The 21,327-nt window shown below is 69.1% G+C and carries 18 protein-coding genes; 8 read left to right on the top strand and 10 right to left on the bottom strand.

Annotation, left to right across the window (positions count from 1 at the left end; genetic code table 11):
- Positions 1 to 193 precede the first annotated feature (193 nt).
- Together BLV57_RS15025 and BLV57_RS15020 are read left to right on the top strand one after the other, a co-directional pair.
- Entirely contained in the window at positions 194 to 451 is a 258-nt protein-coding gene (locus BLV57_RS15025) for a DUF6235 family protein (protein WP_091289363.1), read from the top strand.
- A gap of 13 nt (positions 452 to 464) precedes the next feature.
- On the top strand, positions 465 to 1,004 hold the full coding sequence (locus BLV57_RS15020) for a carboxymuconolactone decarboxylase family protein (RefSeq protein ID WP_091289362.1): 540 nt from the start codon (positions 465 to 467) through the stop codon (positions 1,002 to 1,004).
- A gap of 57 nt (positions 1,005 to 1,061) precedes the next feature.
- On the opposite strand, the gene BLV57_RS15015 is transcribed toward BLV57_RS15020, so the two are convergent.
- Positions 1,062 to 3,860 (bottom strand): ATP-binding protein, encoded by a 2,799-nt coding sequence (locus BLV57_RS15015; protein ID WP_091289361.1) that lies wholly within the window; start codon positions 3,858 to 3,860, stop codon positions 1,062 to 1,064.
- Positions 3,861 to 3,944: 84 nt separating this feature from the next.
- On the opposite strand from BLV57_RS15015, the gene BLV57_RS15010 reads away from it, so the two are divergent.
- A complete protein-coding gene (locus tag BLV57_RS15010; protein WP_176968630.1) occupies positions 3,945 to 4,727 on the top strand; it encodes a polyketide synthase dehydratase domain-containing protein in 783 nt (260 codons plus the stop codon).
- Between the two features lie 143 nt (positions 4,728 to 4,870).
- Here the strand turns inward: BLV57_RS15010 and BLV57_RS15005 are convergent, their stop codons facing one another.
- The 5 genes from BLV57_RS15005 to BLV57_RS14985 form a co-directional block, all read right to left on the bottom strand.
- A complete protein-coding gene (locus BLV57_RS15005; protein WP_091289359.1) occupies positions 4,871 to 5,059 on the bottom strand; it encodes a hypothetical protein in 189 nt (62 codons plus the stop codon).
- A 231-nt stretch (positions 5,060 to 5,290) separates the two neighbouring features.
- Entirely contained in the window at positions 5,291 to 7,543 is a 2,253-nt protein-coding gene (locus BLV57_RS15000) for a helix-turn-helix domain-containing protein (protein WP_091289358.1), read from the bottom strand.
- 241 nt (positions 7,544 to 7,784) lie between these two features.
- Positions 7,785 to 8,465, bottom strand: a complete 681-nt coding sequence (locus BLV57_RS14995; RefSeq protein ID WP_091289357.1) for a maleate cis-trans isomerase family protein — start codon at positions 8,463 to 8,465, stop codon at positions 7,785 to 7,787.
- 9 nt (positions 8,466 to 8,474) lie between these two features.
- Positions 8,475 to 9,230 (bottom strand): maleate cis-trans isomerase family protein, encoded by a 756-nt coding sequence (locus BLV57_RS14990; protein ID WP_091289356.1) that lies wholly within the window; start codon positions 9,228 to 9,230, stop codon positions 8,475 to 8,477.
- On the bottom strand, positions 9,227 to 9,715 hold the full coding sequence (locus BLV57_RS14985) for a DUF3830 family protein (protein WP_091289355.1): 489 nt from the start codon (positions 9,713 to 9,715) through the stop codon (positions 9,227 to 9,229). Before BLV57_RS14985 ends, BLV57_RS14990 begins: the two co-directional genes overlap by 4 nt.
- A gap of 258 nt (positions 9,716 to 9,973) precedes the next feature.
- On the opposite strand from BLV57_RS14985, the gene BLV57_RS14980 reads away from it, so the two are divergent.
- Positions 9,974 to 10,438 (top strand): hemerythrin domain-containing protein, encoded by a 465-nt coding sequence (locus BLV57_RS14980; protein WP_091289354.1) that lies wholly within the window; start codon positions 9,974 to 9,976, stop codon positions 10,436 to 10,438.
- 385 nt (positions 10,439 to 10,823) lie between these two features.
- Here BLV57_RS14980 and BLV57_RS14975 read toward each other — a convergent pair whose 3' ends face one another.
- A complete protein-coding gene (locus BLV57_RS14975; protein WP_091289353.1) occupies positions 10,824 to 11,783 on the bottom strand; it encodes a helix-turn-helix transcriptional regulator in 960 nt (319 codons plus the stop codon).
- A gap of 62 nt (positions 11,784 to 11,845) precedes the next feature.
- Between BLV57_RS14975 and BLV57_RS14970 the strand changes: the two genes are divergently transcribed.
- The gene (locus tag BLV57_RS14970) at positions 11,846 to 13,030 is read left to right on the top strand and encodes an epoxide hydrolase family protein (protein WP_091289352.1); all 1,185 of its coding nucleotides are present in this window, start codon (positions 11,846 to 11,848) and stop codon (positions 13,028 to 13,030) included.
- On the opposite strand, the gene BLV57_RS14965 is transcribed toward BLV57_RS14970, so the two are convergent.
- Complete coding sequence (locus BLV57_RS14965; RefSeq protein ID WP_091289351.1) at positions 13,003 to 13,815, bottom strand: SAM-dependent methyltransferase; 813 nt, start codon at positions 13,813 to 13,815, stop codon at positions 13,003 to 13,005. The genes BLV57_RS14970 and BLV57_RS14965 overlap by 28 nt on opposite strands.
- Positions 13,816 to 13,918: 103 nt before the next feature.
- On the opposite strand from BLV57_RS14965, the gene BLV57_RS14960 reads away from it, so the two are divergent.
- From BLV57_RS14960 to BLV57_RS14950, 3 genes are all read left to right on the top strand, one after another.
- Positions 13,919 to 15,250, top strand: a complete 1,332-nt coding sequence (locus BLV57_RS14960) for a cytochrome P450 (RefSeq protein ID WP_281244413.1) — start codon at positions 13,919 to 13,921, stop codon at positions 15,248 to 15,250.
- A gap of 61 nt (positions 15,251 to 15,311) precedes the next feature.
- A complete protein-coding gene (locus tag BLV57_RS14955) occupies positions 15,312 to 16,382 on the top strand; it encodes an alpha/beta hydrolase (protein ID WP_091289349.1) in 1,071 nt (356 codons plus the stop codon).
- A 116-nt stretch (positions 16,383 to 16,498) separates the two neighbouring features.
- Positions 16,499 to 18,538: a putative bifunctional diguanylate cyclase/phosphodiesterase gene (locus tag BLV57_RS14950; RefSeq protein ID WP_245757326.1), complete on the top strand. Its 2,040-nt coding sequence runs from the start codon at positions 16,499 to 16,501 to the stop codon at positions 18,536 to 18,538.
- A 66-nt stretch (positions 18,539 to 18,604) separates the two neighbouring features.
- Here BLV57_RS14950 and BLV57_RS14945 read toward each other — a convergent pair whose 3' ends face one another.
- Together BLV57_RS14945 and BLV57_RS14940 are read right to left on the bottom strand one after the other, a co-directional pair.
- On the bottom strand, positions 18,605 to 20,326 hold the full coding sequence (locus BLV57_RS14945; RefSeq protein ID WP_176968628.1) for a BCCT family transporter: 1,722 nt from the start codon (positions 20,324 to 20,326) through the stop codon (positions 18,605 to 18,607).
- 235 nt (positions 20,327 to 20,561) lie between these two features.
- Positions 20,562 to 21,326: a hypothetical protein gene (locus BLV57_RS14940; protein WP_091289347.1), complete on the bottom strand. Its 765-nt coding sequence runs from the start codon at positions 21,324 to 21,326 to the stop codon at positions 20,562 to 20,564.
- Position 21,327: the final 1 nt, after the last annotated feature.

The following is a 21,327-nucleotide window of genomic DNA, read 5'->3' as shown; positions in this document are numbered from 1 at the left end:
AAGGTATTCAGTCATTTTTCACTCCCCATGCAGTGTGTTTTCTGCTATAGCAAGGACACCGCTTCGGGGCAGTAACCGACAACTTTTCCATTGCGCCGGTCCTGGGCAAGATCGAAGAAGACCGGCGAGGCGTGCCACCGGCACACTGGGTTGTGCTGCCGGAGTCCGCTCTTTTTGGCGAGGAGGCCACCGCATGGCTATGCGCCTCCGGCTCACCGAGGGGTTGCCTGTGCTCGAACGGTGGGCCGCGTCGGCCAGCCAGGCTGACAAGAACGCCATGTACAAAGCCCTGTTCTCCGTGGGGGATGGCACGGCGTTCCTGATCTACGACGTGTTCCCGGAAGGGACGGCGAAACGGTTCATCTTCCAGGTCAAGGAAGATCTCCGGGTGAAGATCGGGATTCACGACAAGGAGACATTCGATATCCTGCACATCGGTGCCGAAGTGTGATGAGGGAGAACGGATGTTCCTGAAGTCCCTGCCCGCGGATTCCCATCTCCTGCAGGTGTTCCAGGCCAACCCGGACACCGCGCGCCCGCTGCTCGACCTCCACGAGGTCGTCCTGCGCGGCCCGTCGGTGTTCACCCCCGGCGAGCGCGAGCTGCTGGCCGCGTACGTCTCGGGCGTCAACAGCTGCGACTACTGCCACGGCATCCACACGGTGACCGCGGAGGCGTTCGGCGTGCCGGAAGGGCTGCTCACCGCGGCGTTGACGGACCTCGACTCCGCCCCGATCGACGACAAGCTCAAGCCGGTGCTCCGCTACGTCGGCAAGCTCACCCGCACGCCGGCCAAGATCACCGCCGAGGACGCCGAAGCGGTCTTCGCGGCAGGCTGGGACGACCGCGCCCTGCACGACGCGGTCGTCGTCTGCGCGCTGTTCAACTTCATGAACCGCATGGTCGAGGGCCTCGGCATCGAAGCAGGCCCCGGCTACGCGGCCACCTCGGGCAAGCGCCTCCACGACATCGGCTACGCGGGCCTCGCCGAGCACCTCGCCTGAGAACGGGATAAAGCGGGCTTTATGCCGGAGCGGGATAAAGCCCGCTTTATCCCGGGCCTAGGGCAAACGCGCGAGCAAGGCCAAGGTCTCCGCTTCACGCAGGCGCTGCCCGGACGACCGATGCAGCTCGAGCGCCAGCTCGGCGTGCTTGCGCGCGTCCTCAGGCCGTCCGAGCGCGAGATTCACCGCAGCCAGCGCATGTCTTGCCCTGCCAAGGAACAGCGCCCACCCGTGCTCCTCGCAGAGCCGTAAAGCCTCCACGGCGTGCTCCTGCGCGAGCAACGGCTCCCCGCGCGCGAGCATCAGATCCGTCAGCCCCAGCAGGCCTTCGATCCGGACCGGGGTGTGCCCGACGTCGTCGGCGATCCGCAGTGCGTCGAGTTCCAGCCTCAGCGCCTCGTCCAGGCGCCCGAGGTGATGCTGGACCTGCGCGAGCCCGTGCAGCGACTCGCTCTTCCACCGTGGCTCGGCGAGTTCGTGCAGCTTGACCCGTGACTGCTTGATCAGCAGCTCAGCCGTGGCGTCGTAGCCCAGCGAAAGGAAGACGCCGCCGAGCTGCTCCAACGTGTAAGCGTGCCTGGCCTTCACGCCGAGCGCGGCCGAGGCCGCGAAGTCCGCGTCGGCCTCGGCGGTCCGGCCGAGCTGGTGCAGAGCCCACCCACGCGCGGCGAGAGCGTTGGCCTGCAACGCTTTGTCACCCGAAGCCTCCGCCATCCGCCGCAGGCGATCGGCCGCCCGCTCGGTCCCTTCGGCGTCGCCGAGCGCCATCTCGCACTCGATCTCCGCACTCAGCGCGGTGGTCCGCACTCGCTCCAGCCCGTGCTCGTCGCCCAGGCTCAACGCCTTGCGCGCGTGCCTCAGCGCGATGTCGTGCCTGCCGTGGAACAGGTACGCGATGGCCAGGTTGAGCCGCATCCCCGCGGCGCCTTCCCAATCGCCGAGCTCGAGCCACAACGCGATCGCCTGGAACGAGTGATCCAGCGCGCTGTCCATGTCCCTGGCGACGTAATGCGCCAGCCCGAGCGTCCGGTGCATCGCGGCCTCGAGCGCGGCGTCACCCAGCCGTCGCGCGGAGGCGAGGCCGAGTTCGCCGGTCGCCAGCCAGTCGCCGATCTGCCGGTTCAGCCAGAACACCCCGCGCAACGCGTCCACCAGCCGCGTGCACAGCAGATCGGCGCCCAGCTCGTGGGCCCATTCCGTGGCGGCGACGAGGTTCTGGCCCTCCGCTTCGAGCCAGCCCATCGCGTCCGGCCCGTCGGTGAACGCCCGGCCCGCCTCGCCGGCGGGGGAGTTCGCGAGCGGGCTCAGCACGGCGGTCGCGTTGCCGACGCTCGCCAGGTAGAAGCCCAGCAACCGGGTGACCGCCGCGTCGTCGGCGCCCCGGCTCCGCGCGTACAGCTTGATCAGGTCGTGCAGGCGGTAGCGGCCGGGCAGGTGCTGCTCGACCAGATGCGTCGTCTCCAGCTCGTCGAGCAGCCCGGCCGCGTCACCGCCGTTCAGCGCGGTGACCGCGTCGAGCGCGAGGTCCGGCCCCGGCGCGACGCTGAGCAGCCGCAGCAGGTCCTGGGCGGCGGGCCGGACGGCGCCGTACGACAGGTCGAACGCGACCGCGACGCTCGCGTCCGGGTCGCCGTCGATGCGGAGCTGGGTGAGCCGGTCGCCCTCGGCGAGCCTGCCAGCCAGCCCCGCGACACTCCCGTGCCTGGTCAGGTTCGCGGCCGCGACGCGCAGCGCCAGCGGCAAATGCCCGCACAGCTCGGCCAGCCTGGCCGCGGCCGCCGGATCCGCCGCGACCGTGTCGCCGCCCAATATCCGCGCCAGCAGCGCCGAGGACTCGGCCGCCGACATCGGGTCCAGGGTGATCCTCTTCGCGTCGTGCAACGCCGACAACCCGGTCAGCGCGTTGCGGCTGGTGACGACCACGAAACAGCCCGCGGAGCCGGGCAGCAGCGGCCGGACCTGGCCCGCGTCCGCGGCGTTGTCGAGCACGATGAGCAGCCGTTTACCGTCCACAGTGGAGCGATAGAGCAGCGCGAGCGCCTCCGGCTCGACCGGGATGTGCGCGCCTGCCATGCCGAGTTCGCGCAGCAGCAGGGTCAGCGCCACCTCGGTGGCCATCGGCCCGGCCCGGTCGAACCCGCGCAGGTTCACGTACAGCTGGCCATCGGGGAACAGGTGCCGTGTGCGATGCGCCCAGTGCACGGCGAGCGCGGTCTTGCCGACCCCGGCGGTGCCCGCGATCGAGGTGATCACCACCGCGGTGCCCTGCGCGCCGCCGTGAATCCGGTCCAGCTCGGCGAGTTCGGCCGCCCGTCCGGTGAAACTCGGCAAGTCCATCGGCAGGCAGGCGGGCGCGCCAGGACGCTCTTCGGCGAGCCGCTGTTCGAGTTCCGCGCATTCCCGGAACACCCGCCGCCGTTCTTCGTCCAGCTCGGCGCCCGCTTTCCGCAATACCGTGCTTTCGATCCCCTCGAGCGCCGGTTTACGCCACAGTGACAGCGCTTTCCGGAATATGCGAACCGATTGGCTCGCCCGCGCCGAAGCGACCAGTTCGGTGAATCGCGCGAGATCCGAACAGTGCGCGGGCAGATCGAGCCGATAACCGGCCTCCTCGGTCACGACCGCCGAAGCGTCCAGAACCGACCGCAGCGCGTGCACCCGTTTGTACACCTGCTGCCGATAGGTGGGCGGCGGCTTTCCGTCCCACAGCACACTTGCCAGCCGTTCGACGGACACGGTCTGCCCGATGTCCAGCACGAGCGCGGCGAGCAGCGCCTGCTGCCCGCCCCCGCCGACAATGCGGCGCTCCTCACCGGACCATACCTCGAACTGCCCCAGTAGCCGGAATTCGAACATCGGCTACCCACTTCCTTCCCGGCTCCTACCTTCGCCGGAAGATCGCCCGGCCGACGGCAAATTGCCGTCTTACGGTTTCCGGCAGTGAAATACTTCAATGCCGAGTACACGCTGACCGCACGATCTCATCCCTATCTCGCCGACCACGAGGTGGGTGGGGCACTCGTGCTCCCGGTCGTGATGGCGCTCGAATGGTTCACGCACGCGGCCCGCGAGTTCACCCCGGACGCCGACGTGCTCGAGATCCGTGCCGTGAAGGTCTACCGCAAGCTGGTGATCGAGGACTTCGGCGGCGCGGGCACCACGGTCCGCGTCGCCTGCGCCCTCAGCGACCAGATGCTGACCCTCGATCTCTTCACCGCGCCCGGCAGGCCCCCGCACTACCGCGCGCACGGCGTGCTCGGCCACACCCGCAACGGCAGCCTGGCGGGCCGCGAGCAGCCCCGCGACCTCGTGCCGTGGATCGACGACGAGGTCTACGACGGCCGCACCCTCTTCCACGGCAGCAGCTTCCAGGTCCTCCGGTCCCTCACCGGCTTCTCGTCCTCCGGCGCGGCGGGCACGCTGGTCGGCTCACGGTCAGCGGGCTGGGGCGACGCCGACTGGCACACCGACCCGGCCATGCTGGACGGCGGCCTGCAGATCGCGGTCCTCTGGGCGGAGCTCGAGCTGGGCGGCGCCTCACTCCCGATGGCCGTCGGCGCCTGCCGGGTGCACCGCGCCGGCCTCGCGCCGGGGCCGGTCTCCTGCGTGGTGTGGGCCAGGCAGATCCACGACGTCGAGGCCGAGTGCGACATCGCCTTCTTCGACGAAGACGGCGCACTGCGCGCCGAGCTCTTCGACGTCTCCCTCATCCTGCGCCCCTGACGCCTGGAAACTCGTGAGGGGCACCCTTCCCGCTTCCCCGGGAAAGGTGCCCCTACGGTTCCTCCCGCCTGAAGGAGGTTTTAGGCCGCGAAGGCCGCGTCCGACGTCTCGGGTGGGCGGCCTTCGCGGCGCAACGGGGTGGGCTAGCCGACCCGTTGCCGCGGGATGGTCGTGGTCTCGTCGAGCGGGTCGGCGAGTTCGATGACGACACGCCGGGTGTCGCAGCACTCGCACCAGGCGGAGCAGGGCAGCGAGGACAGGTCGGCGAGCATCTGGCGGATGGTCGGCAGAGCCTGCTGATGCCCGCATTCGAGAACGTAGTGAAGTGACATCGGGTGCCTCCTGCCTGGATGTGCTGTCGACGGGTGATGGCCGATGGCAGGGCCATCACCCGTCGAATGCGAATTACGCCGCAACGACGACCCTCGACCCCTCGATCGCTGCCGGCGTCGCGCTCCTCGGAGTGCTGATTCGCATGCGTCAACTCTCTGTGACAAGCACGTGCAGCGCAACGGACAAACCCCGCACAAAAACCGCACAAAATGTGCGGATCCGGGGGTGTTCTATTGGCGGTTGGCCAGCGCTGCTAGCTGCGCATGAGCGTCCAGGGCACGGGGGTCGTGGAGATCGTCGAAAATGGCCGCCGCGTCCTCGAAAGCGGCGTGTGCGTCCGGTAACCGGTCGAGTGCTAACAGCGTTTCGCCACGCGCCAGCTGGGTCTCGGCCTCGCCCCAGCGCTCGCGGCTGGCGCGGCGCAGCGCGAGCGCCCTGTCGAACTGGATGAGCGCCGTCGGGTACTGGTTCTGCCGTTGGTACAGCACGCCGAGGCGGTGGCGGGCCCAGCCTTCGACGGGCGTGTTGCCGAGCCGGTGGCCGATCTCCAGCGCCTGGTGCGCGGTCTGCGTCGCGTCGTCGAGCTGGTTCATCGAGCCGTACGCGGTCGAGAGCTGGTGATGCACGATCGCGATGCCGAGGTCGAAATCGCTGGCGGCGAACAGTTCGACGGCGATGTTGTACATGGCCTGCGCGTCGTGGTGCCTGCCCAGTCCGGTGTAGACGGTGCCGAGGCCGTACGCGGCATACGCGTGCCCCCGGTCGTCCTCGAGGTGGGCGTGCAGCCGCATCGCCTCCTCCATATGGGGCAACGCCTCGTCGTCGCGGTGCAGCTCGTGCTTGGCCGCGCCGAGGCTGTGCTGCGAGCGCGCCATGCCGAGCTCGTCGCCGCCCTCGCGCGCGGCGGCGAGGCCCGCGGACGCGCCCGCGAGCCAGGCGCCCATGTTCTTGACCAGGTACCAATACGGCATGAGGGTGCACGGCAGCAGCCACGCGAGCCGGGACATGCCGTGCTCGTGGGCGTTGCGCGCCAGCGCGAGCACGGTGTCGCCCTCGTTCTCGTACCAGGAGACGGCGCCGTCGTAGTCGTCGGTGAAGGTGAGGGCCGTGAGCCCGGTTTCGTCGACCGTGAGCGCGGGGCCCGCCCAGCCCTGCGCGAGCGCGTTGCCCGCGTTGAGCCCGGTCAGGAAGTACCAGCGCAGCACGCGGTCGCGGGTTTCCGCCAGCGTGGCCGGGGTTTCCTCCTTCTCGGCGCGCTCGGCCGCGTACAGCCGCAGCAGGTCGTGGAGGTGCACCCGGTCGCCGATGGTGGTCTCGGCGAGGTTGGCGGCGACGAGCGCGTCGAGGCTGTTGCGGGCGGCGCTGAGCGGTTCGCCGGTGAGCGCGGCGGCCGCCGGCGCGTCGATCGTCTTGCCGGGGAAGATGCCCAGCAGTCGGAACATGTGCGCGGCGCTGGGTTTCAGCGCGCGGTAGGACAGCTCGAAGACACTGCGGATGTCGACCGACTCGTCGGCCGTGGCCAGCATGTCGAGCCGGTGTCCTTCCGGCGCCAGCGAGTCGGCCATCGCACGCAGGGTCAGGTGCGGGTGCGTGGCGAGGTGTTCGGCGGCGATCCGGACCGCGAGCGGCAGCCTGCCGCAGCGGTGCACCACGACCTCGGCCGCCTTGCGTTCGGCGTCGACCCGGGTCGGACCGGCGAGACGGCCCAGCAGATCGAGCGCCTCCTCGACCGGCAGCCGGTCGAGCGAGACCCGCGTCGCGCCGCTGTTCACCGCGAGCCCGAACAGGTGCACCCGGGTGGTGGCCAGCACGACGCTGCCCTGGCCGGGCAGCAGCGGTTTGATCTGCTGATAGGTGCCGACGTTGTCCAGCACGACCAGCGTCGGCTTCGCCGCGAGCATCGATCGGAACCGCGCGGTGCGCGACTCCAGGCTGGTCATGGCGGTTTCGGCGGGCGCGCCCAGTGCGCGCAGGAACTCGTTGAGCACGTCGCCGGGGTCGGCGGACTCGCCGGGCGCGAAGCCGTGCAGGTCGGCGAACAGCACGCCGCCGGGGAAACGCTTGGCGATGGTCGCGGCCCAGTGCAGCAGCAACGCGGTCTTGCCGACGCCCGGCGCGCCCTCGATCACGATCGTGCGCGCGGCGCCCGGCGCCGGCGGGATGGCGACCGCGGCGTCGAGCTTGCGGACGTAGGCCTCACGGCCGACGAAATTGTCGACAGCGGGCGGCAGCTGCGCGGGGCGCAGCCATTCGAGGTTCGCCTCTTCTTCTTGCTGCTCGGCCATGCGTTCGAGCGCGCCTTCGGCCTTCAGCGCGTTGTCCAGCTCTTTCACGACCCGGGGGCTCAGCGGCCGATCACCGCGGAGCATCTTCGAGATGTAGCTTTCGCTGAAGCTCGTCTGCTGGGCCAGCGCGGTCAGCGACACCCCCAACCGCCGCCGAAGCCGCTTCACCTCGGTGGCGAACCTGGTGATGTCTTCCATTTGGCCCCTCGCCAATTATCGCGGACAAGACCTACCCGGGGAGTTGCGCAACTCCTTCGAGAGAAATCTTCGCCCGCTGCTGCCACGCACAGTCACCGCAAGCATGTTCCCCAGATCCCCGTCTGCCTACCGGGTGAACTGGATCTGGGCAATTTCTCGCGATTTACTTCACTCTATGGAACGACTACTCCCGGGTAATGTTACGCAAGATCGATTGCCTATGCGTGTTCGTGACCAAGAATTACAGCGCCATTCGATCACAGGACCCGATGAGCCGAAGACCCTCCCATACGCTGACCTGGTTCGCGGTCAGCACGGGCTTGCCGATCCGCGCCGCGAGCTCGTCCAGCCAGGCGACCGTGTGCAGCGCGGTGTCGGGCACCAGTACCGCCTCGGCGTCGGGATGGTCGTTGGCGGCGACGAACTCCAGCACGTCCTCGCGCCCGAGCGTGCCGACCTCGGCCGCGGTGATCACGCCCCGGCACGCCAGTGAGACCACCTCGATCCCGGCGGTCGCCAGAAAATCGACAAAGCGACGTGCGACGTCCTCCGGATACGTCGCCGCGACCGCCACCCGGCGCAGCCCGAGATGCCGCACCGCGTTGACGAACGCGAAAGAGGTGCTCGACGCGGGCACGCCCGCCGCCGCGCTGAGCTCGGCGACCTGCCGCAGCGCACCGTCCCAGCCGAACACGAAACTCCCGCTCGTGCAGGCCCACACGATCGCCGAGACGCCTTCGAGCCGCTTGGCGCCCTCGGCGAGCACCTCGTCGCCGCCGATGTCGAGCAGCGCGTCCACCCGATGCGCGTCGACCCGCATCTCCGTGTGCGCCAACGGAAGTTCGACGCCGAGGCGGCGCGCCATGGCCGGGTACTCGTCTTCGGCGCTGAAGCCTGGGTACAGGAATCCGACGCGGGACATGGGGCCTCCTCAGGCGGCGTGCGGCTGGGTCGCCCGCACGAGCAGCTGCTCCTCGGCGGACGCGCGGAAACCCATGGACCGCAGCGCGGACCACATGGTCACCTGGTTGGCGGTGAGCACCGGTTTGCCGAGCAGCCGTTCGAGCGGGGCGATGATGTCGTAGGTGGGAACGTTGGTGCAGCTGATGAACAGGCCCTGCGCGCCGGCGTCGTCCACATCCGCCACCGCGCGGATGACCTCCGCGTAGCCGACCTTCCAGATGTGGCTGAGCAGTCCCAGCCCGACACTCGACACGACCTCGACGCCATGCTCGGCAAGGAAGTCCAGCAGGCGCTGGGTCACGCTGTCGATGTACGGCGTGACCACGGCGATCTTGGTCATCCCGAGCAGCCCGAGCGCTTCGATCAGCCCGCCGGACGTGCTCGACGCCCGCGGCGCGCCCGCTTCGAGCATGCTCTGGACGAGCGCGCGTTCCCCGGCCGCGCCGCCGACGAAGCTGCCGGACGTGCAGGCGTACACCACGCTGAGCGGCTCCGGCGCGAGCACGTCCCGCGTCGCGCGGCGGATACTGTCCAAATCGCTCAGCGCTTCGGCGAGTTCGACGGTCACCGGCGCCGGCGTGAACGGCAGCCGCGTCAGGTACAGCGAGACGTCCGGCGGCGCCCAGCGCCAGAGTTCCCGGTCGAGCGCGAAATCGAACGGCGCGATCACCCCGACCCCGTGCTGGGGCAGCAGTTCGGGGCCGGTGGGGTACTCGGGTGTCACTCCGTGATCCGGCGGTACACCAGCCGCTCGCCGACCCCGCCCGACCGCCAGACGTCGTTGCACGCCTCGGCCATCTCGCCGAGTCCCTCGACGATGGTCCCGTAGACATTGCCGGGCACCCAGCCGACGTCCCCGTTGAGCAGCAGGTTGTTGCGCCCGTAGAAGATCGCGAGGTCGATCACGCCCGGCAGCGCGTCGATGCCCTTCTCTTCCTTGAACTTCCGGTCGAGCATGCCCGAGGAGAACGAGAACAGCACGACGTCACCGGGGATCGGCGTGACCGTCGGGTTCTCCTGCGGGATCTCGGCGAACCGCTCGACCATCGCGTAGACCTCGTTGCGCGCGTACTTCGCGTGGTACGCGTCGCCGCGCTGAGGCAGGTGCTCCCAGACCGCGTCGCAGGTCAGCGGCGCGTCTTTGTCGAGCAGCTCGGCCACACAGGTGACGCCGCGCTTTTCCAGCGAAATGGACATCCTCCTGGCCATGACACACCTCCAACGTCCACACTCGGCCTCCGCCCCACGCGGATTGTCGACAATCCTACGAGTGGCATCCGCTCGGGTCAATGCCGTGCCGTGCTATCGTTCTGGTGCGCCCCGTATGGGCCTATCGCATGGAGGTAGCGGCTTCTCAAGCCACCACTGAGAACAGCCTTGTTCTCTCGTGCGTATCAGGCATACGGGGTTCTTTTGTGCTGTCTTGCGGTGGTCGCCGTCCTCCTTTCTTCCGACGAAAGGAAACGCATGACCCGAACCGACCGAGTCCGCGGCATGGGCGACTTCCTGGTGGAGGTCCACACCTGGCTCCGCGGGGAACTCGACGGCCTGCTCACCCAGGTCGACGCCGTCGCCGACGGCCGAGCCGAGGCAACGCTTTCGCTCTCCGCCGACCTGCGCGCGCATTGCCTGTCCTTCTGCGGCGCCTTGACCAAACACCACACCGGCGAGGACATGGGCGCCTTTCCCATGCTCGCCCGCCAATTCCCGGAAATGGCACCGGCCTTGCACAAACTCGGCGAGGAACACGCGGCCGTCTCCGCCTTGCAGAAGGAGATCCAGCGTCTCGTCGACTCCTACGTCCCCGGCGCGACCGACCCCCGCGACCTCCGCACCAACCTGCGCGAACTCGCCACCAAACTCGAAGCCCACTTCGACTACGAGGAACGCACGGTCGTGGCGGCCCTGAACACCACCCCCGCCCCCTACTAAGGACTCGTGAGTGTTGCGGCCGGTTCTAACCGGCCAAAACACTCACGACCCCAACGTCTAGGCCATCCGAGCCCGGGATAAAGCCCGCTTTATCCCGGGCCACCCCAACGTCCAACACGAGATACCGCACTGGTCAACACGCCCTACCGCACCGTGCGACACGACGTGCCGGACTGGTCGACATGACGCATGTCCGTGTCCCACACTCGCGCACCGCGTGTCCCACACTCGGGCACCTCGTGTCGCACGCTCCGACACCTCGTGTCGACCAGTTGGGTACCGCGTGTCGACCACTCGCGGGGGCGGCCGGGATAAAGCCTGCTTTATCCCGGGTGGGCAGGGGAGGGTCGTGAGTGGTTTGGCCGGTTCTAACCGGCCGGAACACTCACGAGCCCTTGGTGGCGGCGGCGTATCTGAGCGCGAGTTTTGAGAGGTAGGCGGCGAGTTCCGGGGCCTCGGCCGGCTCGATGTGGAAGTCCGCATCGAGCAGTCCCAAGTAGAACGCCAGCATCTCCGGCGTGTCCGAGCCTGCCGTGAGCACGCAGGTCCGCGCGTCGAGCGGCTCCACGGTCGCCACCGGCAGCCGGGCCGACACATGCGACGCGGGCGCGTCCACCCGCACGCGCGCCTGGTACCGCCAAGTCGCCACGGCGAGCCCCGACGAAACCCGCTCGCTCACCTCCTCGTCCGGCATCGTGCGCGGCGTGAAACGGGGCCCCGCCGGGAGTTTCGGCGTGATCCGGTCGACGCGGAAGGTCCGCCAGTCCTCCCTGGTCAGATCCCACGCGAGCAGATACCAGCGCCCCGCGTTGTGCACCAGCCGGTGCGGCTCGGTGACGCGGCGGCTGTCCGCGCGATCGTGCGTGCGGTAGTCGAACCGCAGCCGCTCATGGTCACGGCAGGCCGCCGCGATCGCGACCAGAATGGACGGATCGACCTCCGGGCCCCGCCGGGGCAGCGTGACCACGGTGCTCGTCAGCACGCCGACCCGGCGCCGCAGCCGGGACGGCAGCAGCCGCTCGAGCTTGGCGAGCGCGCGGACCGAGGTTTCCTCGATCCCGGCGACGGTTCCGCCCGCGGCCGTGCGCAGCCCGATGGCGACCGCGACGGCTTCCTCGTCGTCGAGGAGCAGCGGGGGCAGCGACGCGCCGGCGCCGAGGCGATAGCCGCCGGTGGCGCCGGGCGCGGCTTCGACCGGGTAGCCGAGGCTGCGCAGGCGTTCGACGTCGTTGCGGATCGTGCGCGTGGTGACTTCGAGCCGGTCCGCCAGCTGCGGGCCGGTCCAGTCGCGGCGTGTCTCCAGCAAGGAGAGCAGCCGCAGCAGCCTGGCCGAGGTTTCCAACATTCCTCAAGTCTGGCATTCAATGCGGAACGTAGCTTTCCGCATTGCCTTCTAGCGTTGCCCTCATGACGAACGAAATCCTTCCCTTCCGCATCGAGATCCCTCAGGCCGACGTCGATGACCTGCGCAAACGTCTGGCCGGCGCCCGCTGGCCCGCCTCGCCCGCCGAGGACTGGAGCCGCGGCGTCCCGCCCCGCTACCTCAAGCAGCTCGCCGACTACTGGGCCAACGGCTTCGACTGGCGACGGCAGGAAGAAGCGCTCAACGAGATCCCGCAGTTCACGACCGAGATCAACGGCCAGCGCATCCACTTCTTCCACCAGCGCTCACCGGAACCGGGCGCGATGCCGCTGATCCTGACGCACGGCTGGCCGAGTTCACCGGTCGAATTCCTGCGCCTGATCGAGCCGCTGACCGACCCCGCCAAGTACGGGGGCGACCCCGCCGACGCGTTCCACGTGGTGATCCCGTCGCTGCCGGGCTACGGCTTCTCGACGCCGCTCGCCGAGCCAGGGTTCAACCTTTTCGGCGTCGCGCAGGCATGGGCAACGCTCATGGGGCGCCTCGGTTACCAGCGCTATGTCGTGCAGGGCACGGATGTCGGCGCCGGCGTCGCGGGCATGCTGCCGATCGTCGACCCGCAAGGGGTGGCGGGCGTCCACCTCAGCGGGACCTCGGCTTCGACGCCGTTCGGCCCGGCGCTCGACGCCGACGCGTTCACCGGCGCCGACCGGGCGCGCGCCGAGAAGTTCAACTTCTTCCGCGAGGAAGGGCTCGGCTACCTGGTCATGCAGTCGACGCGCCCGCAGACGCTCGCGTACGGCCTCAACGACTCGCCGATCGGGCAGCTCGCCTGGATCGTCGAGAAGTTCTACGAGTGGACGGACCCGGCCGAGACGCTGCCCGAGTCCGTCGACCTCGACCAGCTGCTCACGAACGTCACGCTGTACTGGTTCACCGAATCCGGCGCGTCGACCGCGCACGCCGTGTACGACGGCATGAAGGCTTGGAAAGCCTTTGCCTCGCAACAGGAATCCAGCGACTGGGAGCAGGAGGGCCCGCCGACCGGTGTCGCCGTCTTCGCCGGTGACACCACGATCCAGAGCCTCATGGACCCGAAGGGCAAGATCAAGCACTGGTCGGAGTTCGACCGCGGCGGGCACTTCGCCGCGATGGAGGTCCCCGAGCTGCTCGCCGAGGACCTCCGCGTCTTCACCCGTACTCAGGGTTTGCGGCCGACCCCGGCATAGGGGAGCGCGTTGATCTCGGGGTCGTCGGACATGTCGCCCGCGCCTTGCGGGTTCCACATCGCACAGCCGACGACCCCCGGGTCGACGAGGTCGAAGCCGTCGAAGAAACGCACGATCTCCTCGTGCGTCCGCGGCTGCGGCAGATTCTGGGTGCTCTTGTACGCCTCGACCGCCTCGTCCAGCTTCGGCGCGTTCGAGTCGGCCGCGACGTGCGAGATGGCGAGGAAACTGCCGGGCGCGAGCCGCTCCCGGTACCTCGACACGATACCGGCGGGGTCCCACGAGTCCGGCACGAAATGCAGCAGCAGCAACATGAACACGCCGACCGGCTGGCTGAAGTCCAGCAGCTCGCGGGTCCGCTCGTGGTTGACGATGTCGTTGACGTCACGCAGATCTGCCTGGATGGCCGCGCAGTTCTTGTTGCCTGCCAATAGAAGCTGGCTGTGCGCGACCGCCACCGATTCGCGGTCGACATAGACGACCCGGGAATCGGGATCGACGCCCTGCACGATTTCGTGCAGGTTTCCGACGGTCGGAATTCCGGAGCCGACGTCGAGAAATTGCTTGATACCGGATTCGGCCATGAAAAGCGCGGCGCGGCGGAGGAACGCGCGATTGAGCCGGGCCGCGTCGCGGACTCCCGGCATGATGTGGAGTATTTTCTCACCCAGCTCGCGGTCCACCTGGAAATTGTGATCACCGTCGAGCCAATAATCGTATACCCTGGCCGGATTCGGCACCGTGGTGTCGACTTCCGGCGGTACCCAGCTCAGCTCCCCGGTCACCGGTCTTCCTCCATTCGTGTAGACGTCCGCGCCCGGTCTCGCTTTGCGGGCTTGACCGATTCTATTGTTTCCTGTCCGGCCGTTCGGGGAGGAGGCGAGTGCGGTGCCCGAAAAAGTCGCGGTTCTTCCCGGTCGATGGCCGTTGTTGGGCCATACCATACCGATGTTGCGGGATCCGCTGAAACTCTTCACCTCATTACGCGAATACGGCGACGTGGTGCGGCTTTATCTCGGCCCGCTCCCGGTTTACCTGGTCACCACCCCGGAACTCGCCTGGCGGGTGCTGGCGCTCGAAGCGGACAAGTTCGACAAGGGCATCGTCTTCGACAAGATGCGCCCGCTCTTCGGCGACGGGCTCGCCACCTCGAACGGCGAGTTCAACCGCCGTCAGCGGCGGATGGTGCTGCCCGCGTTCGCGCGCGGGCGGATCGCGGCGTACGCCGAGTCCACGATGACCACGATGGCCGCGGAACTCGCGGATTCCTGGCGATCGGGCCAGGTCATCGAGGTGGACCAGCGCATGCAGGACATCGCGCTGGGCATCGCGGGCCGGACGCTGTTCTCCACCGAGCTCGGCGCGGACGTGCTCGCCGAGATCCAGCGGTCGATCCCGATCATGCTCAAGTACGTGCTGGTAAGGGCGTTTTCCCCGAAGCCGGTGGAAAAACTGCCGATCCCGGCGAACCGGCGGTTCGACGCGGCCGCGGCCAGGCTGCGCCGGGTCATCGGCGAAGCCATCGTCTCGGCCAGGGCCGAGGGCGGCGACCAGGGCGATCTGCTCTCGATGCTGCTCATGGCGCGCGACGAGGAGACCGGCGAGCGGATGAGCGACGAGCAGATCCGCGACGAGGTCATCACCATCCTGACCACCGGCGCCGAGACCACGGCCGTGGCGCTGGCCTGGTTCTTCCACGAGATCGGCGCGGATCCGAAGATCGAGGCCGAGTTCCACGCCGAAGTGGACGCCGTGCTCGACGGGCGGCCCGCCCGGTTCGAGGACCTGCCGAAACTCCGCTACACACAGCAGATCATCAACGAGGTCGTCCGCCGGACACCGCCGCTGATCCTGATGCGCCGCGCCCGCGAGGACGTCGAGATCGGCGGTGTGCGCATCCCGGCGGGCACCGAGGTCGCGGTCAGTCAGCACACGCTGCACCAGGATCCGCGCTGGTTCAGCGATCCCGGCAGGTTCGATCCGGACCGCTGGGCCGACGGCGAGGCCGAGAAACTGCCCAAGGGCGCGTTCATCCCGTTCGGCGCGGGCGCGCGGCTGTGCCCCGGCCACCAGTTCGCGCCCGCCGAGATCGCCATCGTCGCGGCGACCATCGGCGCGCGCTGGCGTTTGGTGCCGGTGCCGGGGAAAACGGTCTACCCCAAGATCAAAGCCACGATGCAGCCGAACCAGCTCCCGATGACAGCGGTACCGCGCCGGTGACCGTCCGGCTACCGGTAGTACTCTCCTGTGTCCCTTTCTCAAGCCCATCCGGAGGTCGGTCATGCGTGTGCCACGGAAACTGGTCGTCGCGCTGTCCGCGTGCTGCCTGCTCTTGACCGCCACCGTGACCGCTCCCGGCGCCGGGGCGTCGGCGTTCACCTGCTCCGATGTGGACCTCCCGGTGTCCGGCCCCGGCCTGCCGGTGCTGCTGCCGCCGGCGCCGGCCACCATGCACGGCAGGCTGTGCCTGCCCAACGGCCCCGCACCCGAAGCGGTCCAGCTGCTGGTGCACGGCGGCACGTACAACAGCGCTTATTGGGACCTGCCCTACGGATCCGGGCAGTACTCGTACCAGCGCGACATGGCCGCGCACGGCCTCGCCACGTTCGCGCCCGACCGGCTCGGCACCGGCCAGAGCAGCAAACCGGCCAGCCCGTGGATGACGCTCTCCGCCGAGGCCGAGTCCATGCACCAGGTGGTGGGTCACCTGCGTGCCGGGCACGTCGGTGGTATCGCGTTCTCCAAGGTCGTCATCGTCGGGCACTCGGTCGGCTCCGGCATCGTGGCGGCGGAGGCGTCCACGTACCACGACGTCGACGGCGTGGTGCTGAGCGGGATGACGCACATCCCGGCGATCCCGGTGCTGCTGCTGGGTGTCGTCTTCGGCTTGACGCCCGCGTTCACCGACCCGGCGCTGACCGCGCTCGGCAGCGACCCGCTGTACTTCACGACCAGGCCGGGCGCCCGCTCGTGGCTGTTCTACAACGAACCCGACGCCGACCCCGGGGTGATCGCGGCGGACGAAGCCACCAAGGACCAGGTCTCCGTGCCGGGCATGGGCACCGTCGCCGTGTTCGGGATCGTGCTCCCGGCCACGCTCGGCATCAACGTCCCCGTGTTCCAGGCAGTGGGAGAGAAGGACGTGCTGTTCTGCGGGGTGCTCGCGCTGCGGGACTGCTCGAACGCGCAGAACCTGCGTGCCCAGGAGGCGCCGTACTACTCGCCGTCGGCCCAGCTTTCGACGTTCGTCCTGCCGGGAGCCGGGCATTCGCTCGGCCTGCACGAGAACGCGGGCGCCTACCGCGACGCGACGCGCGACTGGCTGCGGGACCGGCTCGGAGTGGTTGCATAGCGTTACCACCCGATCAGGTAATTCATAAACCCTCCGTAGCACTGGAGAATCCGCGCAGACGTGTGCCCGGCATGCCTGTGCCCGACCGGCGCACCCGACCCCTGGACACCACAGACGTGACAGTCCCGCATCCGGAAGACGACGCGTGGCCGACGGCGCAGCCCGCCGACCGGTCACGCGCGTCCGTCGCGCGCAAATGGGCCTACCTCATCAGCATGACGGCGTATCTCCCGTACCCGCACCAGGAGCTCGAGCAGCATCTGCGCGCGCTGGTCGACCTGCTGATCGACGCCGTCCGCCGTGACACCGAGGGCCAGCAGCTCGCGATCGAGGCCGGCGGCAAGCTCGTCGACCTGCGGTGTGTCGGGCCGGAAAGCCTGCGCGTGAGCATGGAGGTGCTCGGCAAGGCGCTGCCGCAGGCGCCCGAGCTGCGGCGCCTCGATCGGCTCACCGAGCGTGTCGTCCTCGCGCTCGGCGCGATGACCTCCGGTTACAGCGAGGCACTGCGCGAGAACATCCAGGCACGCCAGGAAGACCTCAACCGCGCGCTGTTCAAGGTCGAGCAGGAGGCACGCCGGACCACGCTGATCGCGCAGGCGCAGTTCGAGCAGCTGTTCACCAGCACGGCCAGCGGCGTCGCGCTCACCGATCTGGACGGCCGGTTCCTGCGGGTCAACGACGCGCTGGCCGAGTCGCTGCAGCACTCGCCAGCCCAGCTCGTCGGGCGCGAGCTGTTCGACTTCGTCCACGAAGAGGACGTCGAAGCGCTGCGCGAGGGGTACCGCGAGCTGCTCGACCCGAAGTCGCCGAAGGTGCGGATCGCGCGCCGGTTCCTGGTCGGCGGCGGCGAGCCGATCTGGGTGAACCTCGTGGCCTCGGCGGTCCGCGACGGCGGTGGCGGCGCACGCCAGTTCGTGACGATCATCGAAGACGAGACCGACGCGTCGCTGCTGCAGCGCCGGATGACGCACCAGACACTGCACGACGCGCTCACCGGCCTGCCGAACCGCCAGTTCTTCAGCACCCGCCTGGAAAAGGCGCTGCGCCAAGCGGATCCGGCGACCGGGATCACCGTCTACCACCTCGATCTCGACGGCTTCCGGCTGATCACCGGCGGCTTCGGCCACGCGACCGGCGACCGGCTGCTCAGGAGCGTCACCGCGAAGCTGAAGACCGTGCTCGCGGACGAGACCGCGTTCATCGCCAGGCTCGGCGGCGACGAGTTCGGCATCCTGATCGAGAACACGCCGGACACCCCGGACGTGCCGACGATGATCAGGATGATCAACGCGGAACTGTCCGAGCCCGAGTACCTCGAAAGCGGCCACGGCGTGGCGATCTCGGCGACCATGGGCGTCGCGCACCGCCCGGCCCGCGACGTCGAGCCGGCGGAGTTGCTGCGCGCGGTCGACATGACGTTGCGCCGCGCGCAGGCCAAGGGCCACCGGCAGTGGGAACTGGTCGACTCGGAGCGCGACACCGAAGACCGCAAGCAGTTCCGGCTGGCCGCGTCGATGCCGGGCGCTTGGGAGACCGGCGAACTCGCCGTCGTCTACGAACCGCTGGTCCGGCTCTCCGACGACAAGATCGTCGGCGTCGAGGCGCTCTTGCAGTGGAACCACCCCGAAGACGGCAAGCTGCCGCATCGCGAGTGCGTGTCGCTCGCCGACCGGACCGGCCTGATCCATCCCTTGGGCGGCTGGCTGCTTCGCAAGGCTTGCGAGACCGTGCCCGAACTGCCGATTTCCATCGGACTGACCGCGCGCCAAGCCGCCGACGCGGATTTGGTCGGCGCCATCCGCGAGATCCTTTCCGAAACCGGAGTGGACCCTTCGCGTTTGCGTTGCGGTTTCCCGGCTTCGGCGCTGGCTTCGCATGGCGACGCCACCGACAACCTGAAGGTGCTGGCCGAGATCGGCGTGCGCGCGGAGATCCGCGATTTCTCCGAGGCCACCGCGGTGGACCTGACCGAGCTTCCGGTCGACGCGGTCCGTTTCACCGGTCGTGTCACCGACCATCTCGGCGCTTTGGTCACCGGCCTCGCCGAGTTCGCCCACCTGGCCGGGGCGACCGTGATCGCCGAGGGCGTCAACACCCCCGAAGACGCGGCCTGGTGGCGCCAGGTCGGCGCCGAGGTAGGGTTGAAGAGCTCGTGAAAGCCCGAAAGCCACTTTCGTCAGATGCGATCTGACGAAAGTGGCTTTCGGGCTTTCGGGACCTGGCTAAGCCTTGCGCAGGCGCCGTTTCCGGTGACCGTTGGTCCGCTCTTCGTGCAACTCCTTGAGCGAGCGCATCATCGCGTCCTCCTGCTGCATCAGCGGGTCATGCCGCAGATCGCGCCAGACGGCGACGCAGAGCCCGATCATGACGAACAGGAACGGCACCGCGATCAGGATCGTCAGGTTCTGCAGCCCGGTGAGCGCCTCGTCGCCGCCGACCAGCAGCATGACCGCGGCGACCCCGCCCATCAGCACGCCCCAGAAGATCACCACGGACTTCGCCGGATGCACGGATCCCTTCTGCGACAACGTGCCCATCACGATCGACGCGGCGTCCGCGCCGGAGACGAAGAAGATCGACACCAGCAGCATCACGAGGATCGCGATCGGCACGAACCACGGCAGCGTCTCGAGCAGCTTGAACGTCGCCGACTCGGCACTGCCCGCGCCCGCGATGTCCGCGCCGGAGCGCTGCCTGCTGATCGCCGCGCCGCCGAAGACCGCGAACCAGATCAGGCTCACGATGCTCGGCACCGCGATGACGCCGAAGATGAACTGCCGGATCGTGCGCCCGCGCGAGATCCGCGCGATGAACATGCCGACGAACGGCGTCCAGGAGATCCACCACGCCCAGTAGAAGACGGTCCAGCCGCTGAGCCAGGTCTGCATCTTCTCGCCGCCGGTCATCCCGGTCCGGCCCGACATCTCGGCCAGCTCGCGGAAGTAGTCGCCGATCGCGCCGGGCACGATGTTGAGGATCAGCACGGTCGGCCCGACCACCAGCACGAACACCGCGAGCACGGCGGCGAGCACCATGTTGATGTTCGACAGCCACTGGATGCCCTTGGCCACCCCGGACACGGCCGAGGCGATGAACGCGATGGTCAGCACCACGATGATCGCGACCAGCAGGCCCTTGCCGGGGTTGTCGATCCAGCCGACCGCCGCCATCCCGCCGCCGACCTGCAGCGCGCCCAGCCCCAGCGAGGCGGCCGAGCCGAACAGCGTCGCGAAGATCGCCATGATGTCGATCGCCTTGCCCAGCGGGCCCGCCGAGCGCCGCTGCCCGATCAGCGGGACGAACACCGAGCTGATCAGCTGGCTGCGGCCCTTGCGGAAGGTGCTGTACGCGATCGCGAGCCCGACCACCGCGTAGATCGCCCACGGATGCACCGTCCAGTGGAACAGCGTGGTCGCCATCGCGGTGTGCACGGCGTCGTCCGAGCCAGCGGCCGCGGTGCCGGGCGGCGGGCTGGCCAGGTGCGAAACCGGCTCGTACACGCCGAAGAACATCAGCCCGATGCCCATCCCGGCGCTGAACATCATCGCGATCCACGACGAGGTCCGGAATTCGGGCAGTTCCTTGTCCTGGCCGAGCGGGATCCGCCCGTACCGGCTGATCGCCAGGCAGACGGCGAACACGACGAACCCGCTCGCGGTGAGCACGAAGGCCCAGCCGCCGTAGGGGATCACCGCGTCGTTCAGCACGGTCTTGGCGAGATTCGCGAGGCTCGACGGCGAGAACACGCCCCACGCGATGATCGCGAGCGCGAGCCCGGCGGCGATCCAGAACACCGTGCGGTCGGTCTCGGCAGGCCGGTCGGCGGCGAGTTCGAGCGGGACGTGCTCGTCGGGTGGGTGGCCCGGACCCGCGGTGTCCGGTGCGTTGGCCAGTCCCTGCGTGGCGGTGTGTTCCACCACTGGTTTGCCGTCCTGCGAACTCATGGTTCAGCTCGCGCCGTCACCCGGCGCGATCTCCTTCCACCCTTGTCTAACCCATTCGGCCTAAGCCCCCATCGCCTCCAGTGTGGAGTGAGCCGGGGGTGGCCGCATGCTGGGCGACGCAGGTCACGCGGGGTCGTGCGCGTTGCGGACGGCGCTGTGGCGCGCCGCGCCTCCGTTGAGGGTGGTGGCGGGAGACGGGTGGGCGGTTCTAACCGCCCGCAACGCGCACGAGCCTTTAACCCTCGCTGCGCCTGCGCAGGCGGAGGGCGACGCCCGCGGCCAAGACGAGCGCGCCCGCCCCGCCCGCGATCGCCCAGTCGGGGACGCCGGCGTCGCCCGATGCGGGCGCCGCCGGGCCGAAGCCACCCGCCGCGCCGGACCGGTCGTAGGCCGAGCCGGGCAGCTTGTCGCCGTAGCGGGCGTGCACCGCGGACTGGTACTGGGCGACGGTCATCCGGGTGCCCGCCGCCACGCCGGTGGTCGAGCCGTCGAGCACGGTGACCGCGTCGCCGTCGACCGCGTACCAGGCGTTGATCTGCGGCTCGTGCAGGAGATAGCCCTTGCCGGCCTTGGTGGCGAGGCGCTTTTCCACGTCACCGGACGCGATGTTCACCACCGTCCAGTCCTGGCCTTCGCGCTGCGCCCAGACGGTCGCCACCTCACCGGTGCCGAGGGTGGCGGGCACGGCGACGTAGGCGAGGTCGGCGGGCACCGACGAGGTTCCGGCGACGAAGGCCGCCGTCGGCTGGTAGACCGCGATCGACGCGGCGGGTTCGGCCTTGGCCGCGTTGGCCATCCTGGCCGCGGTCTTGGGGCTGTCGGGGAAGGTGACCTTGGCGAGCTGGTCGACCGTCGACGGGCTGGTGGCGAGCGCGGCGACGGCGGACAGGTCGCGGGCGTCGGGGGTGCCCGCCGGCTGGCCTGCGGCGGAGGCCTGGCCTGCGCCGAGCATGAGACCGAGCGCGATCAGCAGTCCGGCGCCGAGAAGGGGCCTGGTCATG

This window comes from Amycolatopsis xylanica, from assembly GCF_900107045.1.
Lineage (GTDB): Bacteria > Actinomycetota > Actinomycetes > Mycobacteriales > Pseudonocardiaceae > Amycolatopsis > Amycolatopsis xylanica.
This window is presented reverse-complemented; position numbering and strand designations above follow the sequence as displayed.